At 45.5% G+C, this 15,902-nt stretch carries 6 protein-coding genes; 4 read left to right on the top strand and 2 right to left on the bottom strand.

What is annotated here, in order from left to right:
- The first annotated feature begins 31 nt into the window (after nt 1-31).
- Nucleotides 32-3,064: a lectin like domain-containing protein gene (locus T359_RS0109895; RefSeq protein ID WP_026517338.1), complete on the top strand. Its 3,033-nt coding sequence runs from the start codon at nt 32-34 to the stop codon at nt 3,062-3,064.
- Between the two features lie 123 nt (nt 3,065-3,187).
- Nucleotides 3,188-6,367 (top strand): hypothetical protein, encoded by a 3,180-nt coding sequence (locus T359_RS0109890; protein WP_026517337.1) that lies wholly within the window; start codon nt 3,188-3,190, stop codon nt 6,365-6,367.
- Between the two features lie 1,133 nt (nt 6,368-7,500).
- Here T359_RS0109890 and T359_RS21580 read toward each other — a convergent pair.
- Nucleotides 7,501-7,956 carry a helix-turn-helix domain-containing protein gene (locus T359_RS21580; RefSeq protein WP_051545231.1) on the bottom strand — a complete coding sequence of 152 codons (456 nt, stop codon included), beginning with the start codon at nt 7,954-7,956 and terminating at the stop codon, nt 7,501-7,503.
- A 320-nt stretch (nt 7,957-8,276) separates the two neighbouring features.
- Here T359_RS21580 and T359_RS21575 point away from each other — a divergent pair, with 320 nt between their 5' ends.
- A complete protein-coding gene (locus T359_RS21575; RefSeq protein ID WP_051545228.1) occupies nt 8,277-11,678 on the top strand; it encodes a starch-binding protein in 3,402 nt (1,133 codons plus the stop codon).
- Nucleotides 11,679-11,876: 198 nt separating this feature from the next.
- Nucleotides 11,877-15,323 carry a hypothetical protein gene (locus T359_RS22790; protein ID WP_051545226.1) on the top strand — a complete coding sequence of 1,149 codons (3,447 nt, stop codon included), beginning with the start codon at nt 11,877-11,879 and terminating at the stop codon, nt 15,321-15,323.
- A 53-nt stretch (nt 15,324-15,376) separates the two neighbouring features.
- Here the strand turns inward: T359_RS22790 and T359_RS0109870 are convergent, their stop codons facing one another.
- Nucleotides 15,377-15,898 (bottom strand): InlB B-repeat-containing protein, encoded by a 522-nt coding sequence (locus tag T359_RS0109870; RefSeq protein WP_026517336.1) that lies wholly within the window; start codon nt 15,896-15,898, stop codon nt 15,377-15,379.
- Between the last annotated feature and the right edge of the window lie 4 nt (nt 15,899-15,902).

Genomic DNA, 15,902 nt, shown 5'->3' with positions numbered 1-15,902 from the left:
AAGGAAATTGTTTGGAAAGGGAAATTTGCGTATGAATAAGAGATTTTTAGCAGTGATTTTGAGCGGTGCCATGGTATTTTCTAATGCGGGAACTGCTTTTGCAACGGATGGCGAGGCATTTCTTGAAAATGACACCGATGAGATCCTGATGGAGGCTGAGATCGCCTCCGGGGAAGAGCTTGAGGAAGAGCCTGAAGAGGAAGTTGAGGACATCGCCCAGGCAGATTTTGAAGAGGTGGAAGAGACCCCTTCTGAGGAAGCAAAGGATATCATCTATGCCACAGGACTTAACCCGGCGGGCATGGACTATGAAGTAATAAGAAGTGACGACTACGAGGATGCAGTTTTTCAGGAAACATATCCTTCATACTATATAAACCGCAATCTCCCTGATCTTCGTAACCAGGGAAATTATGGAACCTGCTGGGCTTTTTCCACAATAGCCCTCACCGAGATATCTCTTATGAAGCAGGGACTTTCCGCAGATCCCGATCTTTCAGAGCTTCATCTTGCATATTTTGCCTATAATACCGCTTTGGATCCCCTGGAAGGAACAGAGGGGGACTATTCAATGAGGAACAGAGGCTACAACTTCTTTAACGAAGGCGGCAACTTTGAGCAGGGCTTTACCACCCTTCATAAGTGGACTGGAGTGGCAGATGAGACTCTGGTTCCTTACTCATCAGCTTCCAAGATCATCAAGACAGGCCTTTCCGAGGATCTGGCCTACAATGATTCTTTCCATATTGAGGATTCCTATACTTCCCGGGCGGACTTCGACAGATTCAGATCCACCGGTGATATTTCATATCTTAACATCCTGAAGAAGCTTGTAACTGAGAACGGCGCCGCAGGCATCTGCTTTGGCGCTGAGAACAGTCTTCAGGCTGCCAAGAACACCAAGATCTACAGTGACACCTATGACAGCTATTACAATTCTTCCTATATTCAGCCCAACCATGCTGTTGTGGTAGTGGGCTGGGATGACAATTTCCCCAAGGAGAATTTTGCAAAAAAAGCCCCCGGTGACGGAGCCTTTCTTATAAGAAACAGCTGGGCCTCAAGCGGAAGTCTTTCTGACCTTGACTACGCAGGCTATTTCTGGATGTCCTACTACGAGCCCTCCATTGACAACAATGTCTATGGTGTCAAGGCTACCACAGTGGACAACTATGATAACAACTATCAGTACGACGGCTTTTTCAACGGTGCCTACGGATATACAAACGCCGGAGCCAATGTTTTCACAACCCATTCCGGAAGTAACTACGAAGTATTAAAGGCAGTTGCTTTCCAGTCAATGGCCGAGAATACCGGCTATACAATCAGGATTTATAAGGACGTTGTGGACAAGCCCAACAGCGGAACCCTGGTTTCTGAGGCCACAACCACAGGAACCACCGGACTTGCGGGATATGTCACCGTTCCTTTGAAAAACAGCGTTACCCTGCCTGCAGGCACCAAGTTCGCGGTAGTTGTTTCTCTTGATGCTTCCGGACTTGTGTTTGATGCCAGCTGGAGCAGCGATTATTGCCAGACCATTGCCCATGAAGGCGAGAGCTATATCATGTATTTTGAGTCTTACTATCAGGAGTTCGAGGACAACTTCAGGATCAAGGCCTTTACCGATGACGCTGATATAGATGTTCAGCCAGAGCCCGAGCCTGAACCAACACCGGAGCCTGACCCTGAGCCGACTCCCACTCCGGAGCCTGACCCTGAGACCGACCCTGAGACTGACCCTGAACCTACTCCTGAGCCCGAGCCGGAACCTACTCCTGAGCCCGAGCCGGAACCGACTCCTGACCCTGATCCTGAGACCGGGGACGAGGAAGAAGATATAGATGTAATAGATATAAATGATAACTGGGGTGACATAACCGATGAGTTCATTATGGAACGCTTTGAGTATGATCCCTCCAATGTGCCTACAGGAATCTGGTACGTGGTGGATGAGGAGATCATCACAGACTCTGAGGCGGAGACCACCCTTGGCTATGCAGCAACCTATACCGGCAGCAAGATCACTTTTAACGACGATATCTCTGTATACTATGCAAAAGACAGACTTGCGGACAGTGATTATACAGTAACTTACAAAAACAACATTTCAGCCAATTATGATGAGGTTATGCCTTCATTCTTCATCAAGGGAAAAGGCGCATATAACTGCAGAAAGACTTTCTATTTTAACATAGAAAAAGCCACACTGGAGGCAGCCTATATCGCTTCCGAGACCGTAATTCCCGTATCCAAGGGAAATAAGAAGCTCAGCAGCATCAAGGTTAAGGTGACCTATATGGGCAAGACCCTCAAGGCAGGAAAAGACTATGTTTTGCGCTATGAGGGCCCGGAGGGAGAGATTGAAGAGCCTTCCAAGACAGCCCTTAAGGAAGCAGACACTGATTACTACATCTGGGTTGATGCCCTTGAGGACAGCAATTTTACAGATAATACCCTGCAGTTTGTGACCGTTAAGGTTGTGAACCCCAAGGAGATCATTTCCGCATCCAAGCTCTCCATGGGAGATGCAAAACGCAAGGCCCTCAAGATTGGCTACGGCGTAATCGGCACCGAGGCTGACCTTTCAGCTTTCTTTGAGGATGGCACCGCCGTTGTATATTATCAGAAAAAAGCCCTTGTTTACGGTGAGGATTATTCCATAGAGCATATGGAGTATGACTATACCAAAGCAGGAACCCACAAGATCCGCATCGTGGGTATGGAGGGAGAGTCCAATATCGTTGGAAGCAAGGTGGTAACCTTCAAGGTAACTCCCTACAACATCGGAAATGACGAGGCAGGCCGCATCAGTATTGAGGTGGAGGATGCCGAGTACAATAAGAAAGGGGCCAAGCCCGCTGTAAAGGTATACTTCACCAATGCCAACGGAGAATCAGAGCAGCTGGTGGAAGGCGTTGATTACACAGTTTCCTACAAGAACAACAAGAAGGTGAAGGACGGTGATCCTGAGGACAAGAAGTCCCCTACAGTAGTGATCAAAGGTAAGGGAAGTTTCACAGGAAGCGCCAAGGAAGTATTCAGTATTTATCCCGCAGAATAAGTTAATGCCAGGTGGGACAGCAGTTGCTGTCTCACCTTTATTTTTGGCTTTATTTTATGCCGGTTTGATAGTATAATTTCGTTGCTTTATTTTTGAAATTCACGAATTAAAAGGGTAGGAAGTATGAAAAAAAGAGTTTTAGCCATGATCACGGCAATCACTGTTGCCGCGGGCAGTGTGGCATTTGGGGGAACGAGCTATGCTGCGGAGGAGCTCTCTTTTGAGGAAGAGATGCTCATTGAAGAAGAGTCTGTTACAGAAGAGGCTTCTGAGGAAGTTTCTGAGGATGCTTCTGAGGAAGTAATTGATGTTGAGGAAGAGGTTTCTGAGGAAGTGGTGGAAGAAGTTATTGAAGAAGCCGCAGATGAAGCCTCAGTTGATAACAGCGTTTCAGAGGAAATCCTCGAAGAGGATACAATCTTTACCGGGATGATCGCAAATCCCGCCTTATATGCAGCCTCCGCCAAGGGAAGCTGGATACTCAAAAAGAATAAATGGACCTACGAAAATGCCAAGGGAGAAGCCAAGGACGACGACGGCAATCCCCTTACCGACAACGTGGCCCATATCGGTGAGAATTTCTATTATTTCAAAGACGGCTATATGTGCACCGGCTTTATCTATTTTGATGAAGACGGCTTTTTTGCCACCTCCAAAAATGCAAAGAGCGCAAGATACTGCGACCCTGTGTCCGGAATCCTTAAGACCGGCATGTTTGCGGTGGAGGGAAAGGAATACTACGCACTGTCCGATGCCAAATCCTACGGCCTTATCAGATACAACACCATTTTTTCTTATAACAATAACTATTACTATGCGGATAAAAAAGGTGTCATTTTAAAGGGCAAGGGCTTTAGCCTTAATGGCAAGTCCTACTATGCCTCAGAGGAAGGACCACTTCTTTATAGCGATAGGTACCTGATCATAGACGGAAAATACTACAGGTTCAATGAGGATTATTCTATTAGCAGTGTAGAGGACGAAACGCAGATTTTCTATTACGCTGCAAAGAAGAATGGTAAGACCGAGGCAGCTCAGGCGTATCTTCTTAACAAGAATCCCAATAAGCCGGAGGAAGGCAGATGCTTCTTTGCTGATGCAGATCGTAAAAAGATGCTTACCTCCTGCTGGATATATTATCCCCGCGAGATTGTAGAAAAAAATAAAATGTACTACCTGGACAAGAACGGAGAATTGGTCACCGGTCTGACCAAAATTGGCAGCAAGTACTATCTTTTCGGGGAGTCCGGTGCAAATAACAGCACTGTTTACCAGCAGTCCTATGAAGGTATTTATAGGAAGAAGGACGGAACTACATGCTTTATCCTGAACGGAGTCATGGTGACAAAGAAAGGATTTTTCTATAATAAATTTCAGCACAGCTACTACTATGTGCTGAACAACTCCGGTGAGCTGGCCAAGGGCGATGTTTTCATCAAGACCAAGCAATATCCCAAGGGAAAGAGATACTCCTTTGACAGTTATTGCTGTCTGAGAGTTAACGATTATTCAGATAATTTTGTGAAGCACGTGGTAAACCATAGTAATTATGAGAATCCGGAGATCAAGGGGCCGGAGGATCATTTTGTTCTTACCAATGATGCTGAAGTTGAGAAGTTCCTTACTACACCGGAGGGTGCTGCCTATAAGGATTTTGCTTTTGATACCGACGGAACCCTTCTTAACGGCTTAAAGACTGTTGATGGCAAGAAATACCTTTATTTCCAGGGAGAGCCGGCCCATTACAATAAAGTCTTTAATCTTACCCCTCCTTTTGTAATGATTGTGGATGAAAAATGCTATCTTATCGGAGAAGGCAGCGCGGTAACGAGCGGATGGTTCAGGATTCCTGAAGAGGGATTGCTGCGTACAAGCTTTAGCGGTGGATCTGTCATAATGTCAGGGGCATATTTGTATTTTTCTCCTGATGATGCCTGCGCAGTAACAGGAATAGCAACCGTGCCTGTTCCCAAGCTTGATAAAAATGGCGATATAGTTCTCGATTCCGCGGGAAATGTTGTCACCACCGGAAAAAAGGCAGAGCTCTGCTTTGCAAACAGAGAGACCAGGAACCCGTATTTACATGAAGGCTTTCTGGTAAGAAACAGTAAATATGTCGTAGATGGCAAGGCCTACGTTACAGACGGCGCCGGAGTGGCAAAACTACTTGAGGAAGGCGTTGTATCAGAAGAGGGAGAGACAATTTACAGGAAAGCCGACGGAAGCATCGCCACCGGAAGGATAGATGGCAGCTACTATGATCCTTCCACAGGCTATCAGCTTAAGAACGTTATCAGATGCTCCTCTAAAAAGTGGTACTACTACGGCAAGGACGGCAAGGAGAGCACAGCCCTTACAGAGGTGACTCTTGATGATGACTTAACAGCTTTTGTTACCTATAAAAAGGATGGAAGCCTTGGGGGCTTTAAATACGAGAATGGCAAAAAGGTTTCAGGAAGAGCCTTTACCCTTGGGGCAAGCTATTACTTTATCGGTAAAAACGGAAATTTGACTACTGGTGTTATTAACCAGAAGCTTATTTCAAAGGATGTTGATGTATTTACCTATGTGGAAAGCGACGGACTTTGCTACTACAAGAGATCTGCGTATGCAAATAAAACCTTTTTGGTTAAGAAGGGTAAGAAGATTTATGTAATGCAAGGTGGTGAGCCTGTAAAGGACAGCACAAAGGCATATGAGGTCAGCGACTTCTCAAGACTTCCAAAGGCTGATCTGGCGGTAATGGAGAGATACCAGTCCCAGCACTGTATATACTCCCCCATCAGATACACAGGGGAGCTTGAGGATTACAACCTTCCCATCTATGTGAACGACGACGGCTCTGTATTTGAAGGAACCATGGACCGGGGCGAGAGTTTGGTTCATGTAAAGCATGGTGTTTGCCTTGAGGATCTGTCACCCTTCAGAAGAGAAGGAAAAGACTGGTACTACACCGCAGCCACCGAGGCCGGAAGCATGGCTTGGGAGACCTATACCCTTAATAACAGAGGTTCCTACTCTATAAAATGCACAATGACATTTTCCTGGGATAATAACATGAAGCTGGGTAAGTTCATGGACGCATCCACAGGCAAGCCCCTGAGCGGCGACTGCACCTCCACTTACGTTGACCCCTCTACCGGAGCACGGATTACATTGTATTTTTGCCTTAAAGACGGAAAACTCGTGACCGGCAAGCGTGTTTATCGCGTTCCGGAAGGGTCCTTCAACTTCTACTACGACCCCGACACCGGAGCCATTGATTATATGGATTTCTATAGAAATATCATTAAAAATCTTTGATGTATGAAAAGGGAAAAGTGAGTCATCAAGAACCGTTTCTGTTGTCTCATTTGGCCAGGAGGCGTTTTGTTCTGCGGCTGTAAAGAGGCTTTCGCGGCATATCCTCGCAGCTCGCAGTCATTGATTTGAACCAGTTTAAGCTATTGAGCGAGCTGCTGCGGTATTCCACGATCCTCTTGACATCCTTGCCCACCTGCGAGCACACATCATGCCGATAACGGGGAACTGAGACATAATTCAGGTTGACCCGTTATCGCTCATCTATTGTACGCAGGTGGGACACTCCACTCACTCTATGGCTGAGACTTGTTTTCTGCAAGGGCTCTGCCCCTGCACCCCGGCCTCCTCCAAGGAACTGAAATATGGGTTCTTCATCGCACCGGCGAAGTGGGGCGATGAATTCACTTTCTGCAAGCAAAATAGGATAAGATGCACCAGAATGGTTCGTCTTATCCTATATTTTATCGTTAATACGTGTATTGCTGTGTGCTTTGAAGTGTTTTTTGAAAAATTATAGGATAAGATAGTGCAAAACTATTGATCTTATCCTACTTCTCAAGAAAAAAAGTAGGATAAAACCACTTGAAATCTGCATTCTTATCCTATTTTCCTGATTTTTCACCCCCATAAGCAATTCAGAATACATAATGTGTGCCTATGTCTTCGCCCCTCACCGGACTCTGCGAGCCGGGCTTGGAGTGGGAAGCCGTGACAAAGGGAGCCACGCAGATAATGCAAAAAGCCATTGTAATTCATGAAAGGTTGCCATAGCACAGAGTGTACCGGGGGAGGCTTTGGCGTGCCGTGGGAGGATGAAAAGAACTACGCTTGCCAGTGAGGGCTTACATATCGGGCGATGTGCCATGGGGAAATGTAAATTGCGAGACATTCAGGAACAGCGGATGATTTAGGAGCGCTTCAGATGGCCAGAGGGCCGAGTGTTTTGAGCAACGTGAAATGAGGACCTCTGGACAGATGAAGCGCCCTAAATCACCGGTGGGGCTGATGCGAGTATATTTGCATTTTACCATGGTGCATCGTCCGATAGGTGAGCCCGGACTCGGACGATGCGAATATTTTCCATCCTCTCATGGTGCGCCGAAGCCTCCCCCGGTACACTCGTCCTAAGACCATCACTTCATGATTGCAACGGCCTTCAGGAAGAACTTCACGATCCGTTTGTCACGGCCGGATAGGCGATGATAGTAGTGGAGGAGCTCCCGGTCTTCAATGGTGACCCACTTCGCCAGCTCATCCTTCGACATATCTGCACACTCGGTCAGAAAGTTATTGTAAAGAGCATCAGAATTAAATTTGATATCATCATCACTTTCCACAAACTCCGACGAATGGAACTTCATCAGTTCCTCCCCATCTTTCTCCATGGAAAGTCTTACCAGCTGATCCAGCGAGACATGATAGATAGAAGATAACTTGTATAACGCATCTGCAGGAGGCGTGAGCCTTCCGTTCTCGTAGTGGGAATAGGTCCCCCGGGTTATTCCCAGCTGTTTGGCTATGTCATCCTGCTTGAGAGCATGGCTGTCTCTAAGCATTCGTAAATATTTCGCCAATGGAGTATCTTTCATAGCACCCTCCTCAAATGAAACAATGTATATCAAGATAATATCGTAGACTCTGAGCAAAAATCTCAAAATGCTACAACAAATAGCAGTGTAAGGATATAAGATACCACAAATATCCATTTATTTGTTACTAAAAAAGCACAATTCACAGAACAAGTGGGGAATAGACATACATTTATGACCGGTAGCCATTTTCGATTATATAAATTTTCCACAAAAAACGTTTTCCAAAGACTATAATTATGCACAATTGACACTGGAAACGTTACCGAACTATACTTTAATTGTTAAAAATAACCACATTTTCTAAAAGGGAGGAAACAATGTTTAAAGGTATTGGCGGATTAAAACGAATTCTTGCCGCTGGGCTTAGTCTTTCTTTGATCCTTGGGGGAACCGGGACTTCGCTTAGCGCACAGGCTCAGGAGTTGGCCCTTGAGCAGGAGCAGGTACAGGAGATAGTACTTGAACAGGCCACGGAAATTGAGGAAGAACCGGAGCTTGAGGCAGAGCTTCAGGGCACTAAAGAGGATGCTCTTGAATCTCAGTATCATGAACTTGAAGAAATAAACGACAGCCCCGATGTAAACAGAGCATCCATCCACGACGGAGCTATTTTGCATGCTTTCTGCTGGGACTTTAACACCATCAAAGAGAATATGGCTGCCATTGCGGAGGCAGGATTTACCGCAGTTCAGACATCACCTATAAATGAGTGCCTCAGCACTCACGACGCACTTTCCCTGGACGGAACCCTCAACGGAACCGACGGCATGTGGTATTACCACTACCAGCCCACAGACTGGAAGATCGGCAACTACCAGCTGGGCACCAGAGAAGAGTTCAAGGCTATGTGCGACGAAGCTGACAAATACGGCATCGGCGTCATCGTTGATATTTTGCCCAACCACACAACACCTACAGATGACCAGATATCTCAGAGCCTCATCGATGCTGCAGGTGGCTGGGATAAGCTTTTTCATAAAGGCTACAGAGACGGCGTTAATTACAATGACCGTGTCAGCGTAACCTACAACGCCATGGGGGGACTCTACGACGTAGATACAGAGAACCCTGATTTCCAGAACTATTTCTACGCATATCTGGAGGACTGCATCAACTGCGGCGCTGACGGTTTCAGAATCGATACCGCCAAGCACATCGCCCTTCCCGATGATGGCGTGCCTGCTTCTTATGAGGGAGAAGAGGACAGAAACAATTTTTATCCCAACATGACTGCAGCACTGGATCAGTACGCTGCAGAGACCGGCAGAAAGGACTATGACAACCTTTTTGTATACGGTGAAGTTCTTCAGGGGGATATGGACAGATTTGCCGCTTATCAGCAGTACATCGGAGGCACCACAGCCAGCAATTACGGCAGCTCCATCAGATCAGCCCTTTCAAATGACAATTTTTCCACTTCCAATATTCTCAGCTACAAAATCTACGACGAAGGGGATTACAAGGCCGACGAGAACAAGCTCGTTACCTGGGTTGAGTCCCACGACAACTACATCAATGACAAGAGCTACGCAGTGATCGATGACCGCGACACAGTCCTTGGCTGGGCCATCATCGCCGCAAGAAAGAGCGGAACCCCGCTGTTCTTCTCAAGACCCGACGGAAGCTCAGCTTCTGAGCCCTTCGGTAACAACATCCTTGGAGCAGCCGGCAACGACCTGTACAAGGACCCCGCAGTGGCAGCTGTTAACAAGTTCAGAACCGCCATGGCAGGCAAGGAGGAGTACCTCTCCAATCCCGACGGCGACAAGCATGTCCTCATGATCGAGAGACTTGACGCCGGCGCAGATGCTGCTGACGGCGCAGTTCTTGTGAATAATTCATCCAATGTTATCAATATAAAAGGGGAGACAAGACTTCCCGACGGAAGCTATGTAAATCAGGTGGAAGGAACAGGAGACGTATTCGTTGTTGAAGACGGTGTCATCAGCGGAATGCTTCAGCCTGAGTCAGTAGTAGTTCTTACAGAAAAGTCTGATGTGGACTACTCAATCTGCCATTTTTACAATGCTTATGGTTGGAAGGAAATCACAGCCAGAGTATTCTATGCTGCCTCAGAGCATCTCATTAATGGCGTCAGTGAAGGGGATGGCTGGTACAGATTTAATATTCCTGCAGCTGCATATGATATCAACTTCTGTAATGCCGAAAACTTGGATGATTGCTCAGCAATCTATCTTTACGACTACCGTCACTGGTATGATGAGCCTTATTTTCACCCTTCTTTGAACGGATGTTACGGTTCAAAAGAGGAAGTTCTGGATGCCCTGGGAGTTAAGGTTGTATCAGTATACTTCTTTAACACAGATCTCTGGGAGAACGTCAACTGCTACGCTTGGCTTGACGGCGGCGATCAGCTCTTCGGAGGCTGGCCCGGACAGGCAGCCGTTAACGAAGGAGATTACTGGTACAGAGCTGACCTTAAGCTTCCTAAGGACCATGAGGGCGGCTACAATGTGATCTTTAACTACAACGGAACCCAGACCCAGGATATCAAGATTGATGATGAAAAAGTATATGTGGCCCTCAATGCAGAGCAGCCCGGCGGATCTCTTCAGGTAACAAGATTCGCTTCCAAGAAAGAGGCTGAGGAGGCCCGTGGTATCTCCGCTGACAGCACCACAGTTCATTTCTATAATAAGGATAAGTGGGATACCGTCTACACCTACACCTGGGGCGCCTACAACACAGGTGAGTGGCCCGGAATCCCTTGCACAGACGAGGGTGACGGCTGGTGGGAGATCACTATTCCTGCGGCTCCCGGAGCTGATTTTAACATTATCTTCAATAACGGGGGAAAAGGAGCACAGACCTCAGACCTGAAGATCCCTGACATCAATCACAGATACGTTTACGACGACAGAATCTTCGGAAGCAAGGAAGAGGCCCTTAACGCAGAGCCCGAGGAGATAATCCCCGCTTATCCTGAGGGAACCGAAGTCACCAGGATCTACTACTATGACGAGAACAACTGGGGCAAGGTTGCAGCCTACGCCTGGTCCTATGACGGAGCCTACAACAACTGCATCGGCACCTGGCCCGGAACCCGCATGTACAGCGGCGAGGACGGCTGGTACTACACCGATGTTCCCACAGAGGCCATAAATAACGGAGAGCTGAAGCTCATCTTTAACAGAATGGGCTCTTCACAGCTGGGAGATAAAGAGCTGGAAAGCACTACCAAGGTTTACTTCACAACCTCATCTACCACAGGATTTTATTCTAAGGAAGAGGCCTTGGGAATAGAGCCCATAGAGCCTGCAGGAAGACTTGTAAAGAAGTGGGGCGCCCTCTACTACATCTATGAGGATGGCAGCTACGGCACAGGCTTTATCACCGTGGATGATGAAACCTATTTCTTCAAGGATAACCACAAGGCTCTCAAGAACTCCTTTATAGAGATCGACGGAAAGAGCTATTTCTTTGACAGTCAGTATCATATGGTAAAGGGCTTCATGAACAAATGGCTCTCCACCTACTATTTTGACGAGAACGGGGTGGAGGCAGTTTCTACCCTTGTAACTGTGGAGGACAGAACCCTTTACTTCGACGTCAAGGGCCACATGGTGAAGTCCAAGTTTGTGGACCTGGAGGATGGAAGACACTATTTCGATAAGGAAGGAAATATGGTCAGATCCGCCACAATCACCAAGTGGGGCAAAAAATATACCTTCGATGAAAACGGAAAATTAATTAAGTAAATAAAATATAAAGTATTTATTAAACTTCTCCCATGTAACGGATAATACCATTTTGGCTGAAATTAAATTCGAACTAATATTGTATAGGTATTTAAAATATCAAAATTGCGTACATTATATGATGACAATCGGTCATAAATGAGAGTATCATATAATAGAGAATATGCAATCGATATTCCGTGAAAGGAGAAGATGAATATGAGAAGTAAAGTGTTTTGCAAGCTGCTTGGGGTAACGCTTTCAGCAGCACTGACTATCACATCAGCATTCCCGGTTTATGCATCAGAGGTGCTGTTTCAGGAAGAAGATGCGGTGAGCGAAGTAGCAGAGCTACTGGAAGAGACCGATGAGGCTCTGCTTTTGGAGGAGGACCCCGGTGAGGCTCCTGTTCCTGGAGCAAATCTGGTAGTTGAGCCTGAGGCTGCTACCACGGATGTTCTTGGCAAACTGGTAAGCGAGCTCCAGGAGGATATCGTGATAACAGCACCCACAGATTCTGCTAATGGCAAAATCGAAGGTACTCTTTTACCAGTTGAGGGTTATACAGGCTTTAGCAGCAAGGAAGATGAACAGAGCGGATACTACCTTGTTCTTAAGGCTGATGATCCTGCAGCTACCAAGATTCAAGTAGGAATCAATCCCAGTAAGACCTTTGAGGAACCTGATCGCCTTGTAGAGCTTGATGCTGACAGAAATATAGTCCTTAAGGTTTCTGATATAGAGACTCAGAAGGTTAACATCTTATTCACATATGATGATGATAATTTCACTCTTCTTACCTATGATATTTCAGGTCTTACTCTGAAGTCAGCTACTGACCCTGCAGAGCCTATCGAGAAAAATATCACAGTGGCAGCTGAGGACCAGGCTAAGGTAGTCTTTGACTTGGTAACAAGCGATCTTCAGTATAGTGATGTTGTTGTAACAGCTCCTACAGAGACTGCTGATGGAACTATCACAGGTACCCTTAAGTATGTTAAGGACTGGACAACATTTAGCAGCGATCCTGAACTCCAGACCGGATATTATCTTGTTCTTAAGGCTGATGATCCCAATGCTGCCAAGGTTGAAGTAGGAATCAATCCCAGCAAGGCTTTTGAGGATCCCGATCATCTGGTAACTCTTGACGAGGACAGAAACATTGTTCTTAAGGTTACCGATAAGGATACACAGAAGGTTACTGTAAAGTTCACCTATTCAGATGATTCCACAGAGACTTTGGTTTATGGTCTTACAGGACTTACTCTTGAGGCTGAAACACCTGTTGCTACCACATATCCTGTATTTATGGAGTATCGTTTAGACGGTGGAACAGCAACTCCTGAGCTGGCTGAATCTGAAATATTAGAAGTTGACGGAAAAGCCGGAACAGTAGTTAAAGATCTTTCAGGCGTAACAGTTACAAAGGAAGGTTATGACTTTGAAGGATGGGAAGTTTATGGAACATATAGAAATTACTTCGGATTTGGTACAGGTGAAGAGGCTAATGTTCTTAAGCTTAGAAGTGATATTACTGATATTGAGGATGATATTTATATAGCAGTTAAAGCTGTCTTTGAAGAGCAGGCAGATCATGAGCACAATTGGGTAGAGGCATATTGGAATTGGTATGATCATTATACTGAGGCAGAATTAACAATGCGTTGTACCATTTGCTATGAGGAGAAGGAAATCTCAACAACAGATATTACAGCTGAAGAAAAGGGTAAAGTAACGCTCTACACTGCAAAAGTGACCTATGCAGGACAGGAATTTTCAACAAAAATAGCTGTTATAAAGCAGGCTGATGACCAAGAAATTGAAATTGAGGACATAGACCAGGCTGAAAATGTTGTAGAGAGAGGTCTTCTTGTATATAACATCTATGATCGTGTATATACAGGAAGTGCTATTACATTTCCTTCGCTGAAAGCATATTGGTATACCGGAAATGACAGAGTACTTCTTGTTGAAGGAACTGATTATACAGTAAAATATGCTAACAATAAGCTTCCGGGTAAAGAAGCATCTGTAACCCTTAAGGGCAAGGGCCAGTATGCTAACAAATTTACAGAAACTTATTACTTCGAAATCAGCAAAGCAAACATTACCAGTACAAGCCTATCTCTTAATTCCAGCTATCAGTATGTTGGCGGCAAGTCTACGATTACTCTGAAACTGAATGGCAAGAAGGTTAAAAAGAATCAGTATAAGATTGAGCTTGTTTCAGCACCTGAGGGTGGAGATAATTTACAGTTTGGACAGGCTTATAAGGTACCGGGATCCTATCAATGGAAGGTTATACCAACTGAGAATTCATACTTCCAGGGTGAGAGAGGCATTTATATTTCAGTTTATGAAAAGAATGACACTATATTTGCAAGCCAGCTTAAGGTTAAAATTACTGAAAAGAACAATGCCATAGAAAAGGTTGACGGCATTCTCAAATATCCTACACCTGCCTTCACAGTTTCCTATGGAAAGACAACCCTTAGTTCCACAGACGAAGCTTTCACAAGCCAGTTTAGTTATTCTTACTATAACACCAATGCAGGAACCGGATGGTTATATGTATATCCAAAGAATGCAGATAGCAAGATTGGTGACAAGAGAGTAGTTGGAACTGCATATCAGAAATTTACAATTAAAGGACTACCGCTTCCTGATGCGTTTAAAGCACTTGATGGTGCGGAAGTACCATATTCCGGAAGTACTTGGTCTCTGTCTGAAGTGGTAGAAGAACTGGAAATGGATTTCGATGATTTTGCAAATACACTTGATAGTAGTGACTATTATTATTCTACTAATGGCAGGGTTGAACCCGGAACATTGGCGATTACCTTCAGAGGAAGAGGAATCTATGAGGGCAGTATTATCAAGAATATCAAGATAAGACCTGTAAGCGACTTTGGCGGATATGAGTACAGAGCATTACTCAACGACGAAGTATACAACAAAAACGCTGCTGATGAGGACATGATTGAAGTTCCTTACATGGCAGGCGGAGCGGTAGTTGAGAACTTCAGACTTTACAGATTTTATGATAAGCTGTTAAGAGAAGGCATTGAATATACTGTATCCTACAGTAACAACAAGAAGGTCGGCGATACCGGCGAACTCAACATCATAGGAAAAGGTAAAAACTACGGCAAGGCTACTGCCAAGTTCAAGGTAGTACCCAATACTACAAATAACGTTTATACAATTCCTGTAGACGTTAAGAGCGCAGATAAGGCTGACGGCAAGAAGGTTCCTGTTGTATGCGACGGCGTAACCGGAGCAAAGCTCACAGAAGGTAAGGACTTTAAATACACCTATGCTTCAGCTGTTGGAGAAGATGGTGTTCTTGCTGTAACTATCACAAACGGCACAGAGGGAACCTATGACTTTGGCGAAGAGGGAATTACCCTTCCCGGCTACAATGTTAATAAGAAGGCTATCTCTGCTAAGCAGATCAAGGTAAAAGATAAGTATTATACCGGAAGAGCAGTTAAGCTCACCGCTGATGACTTCACAGGACTTACTCTTGGTAAGGACTTTGTAATCGTTGGTTACAAGAAGAACATCAAGTCCGGCACAGCCCAGGTTATGATCCAGGGTATCGGAGAGTATGGCGGAAAAGCTACACTTAAGTTCAAGATTAGCAAGTTCGAAAAATTCGACTAAATAAGAATGGGGCTGCGCACTGATTGGTGCGCAGCCCTTTTTCATGCTGTTAATTATTTCTTTTTCTTAACTGCTTCCCAGGTTGCCTCGAATTCGAGATTTCCTTCACTGCCTTTTTTGATGGTGGTGGAGGTTCCCTTGGTGACTACAGTAGCGGTTGATACTTTCTTGCTTGGCTTCCAGCCGGTGAACTTGTAGTCGGCCCTGGTGGGCTTTGGCAGTGTCAGTGACTTGGCTGAGCTGTAGGCGTAAACCGGATTTTTGAGGCTTCCACCCTTGCAATCGTAGGAGATTGAGTAGTACTGGGTCTTGCCCCACTGGCAGTAGAGGTCAAGGTTTACCACATTCAGGTACTCGCTTGGGCTTGCTCCTGTGGAGAGCTTGGAATAGCCCTTGGTAAGAAGGTACTTTTTACCCTTGCCGTTTGCCTTGGTATTTACTGAAGAAAGTGAATAAACGGTAGTGCCCTTGCCGGTCTCCAGGCTGTAATAGGGCTCCGGATGTCCTTTCTTTCCAAACTCCTTGTATAGATCAAACATCTTCACTTCATCGCTGTATTTGAACTTCTTTGTCACCTGC

The organism is Butyrivibrio sp. MC2021, from assembly GCF_000621605.1.
Classification (GTDB): domain Bacteria; phylum Bacillota; class Clostridia; order Lachnospirales; family Lachnospiraceae; genus Butyrivibrio.
The sequence above is the reverse complement of the archived record's forward strand: the minus strand, read 5'-3'. Positions and strand labels throughout refer to the sequence as shown.

Coding starts and splice junctions, on each gene's coding strand:
- T359_RS0109895 (WP_026517338.1), top strand. CDS start 32: ATGAATAAGAGATTTTTAGCAGTGATTTTGAGCGGTGCCATGGTATTT.
- T359_RS0109890 (WP_026517337.1), top strand. CDS start 3,188: ATGAAAAAAAGAGTTTTAGCCATGATCACGGCAATCACTGTTGCCGCG.
- T359_RS21580 (WP_051545231.1), bottom strand. CDS start 7,956: ATGAAAGATACTCCATTGGCGAAATATTTACGAATGCTTAGAGACAGC.
- T359_RS21575 (WP_051545228.1), top strand. CDS start 8,277: ATGTTTAAAGGTATTGGCGGATTAAAACGAATTCTTGCCGCTGGGCTT.
- T359_RS22790 (WP_051545226.1), top strand. CDS start 11,877: ATGAGAAGTAAAGTGTTTTGCAAGCTGCTTGGGGTAACGCTTTCAGCA.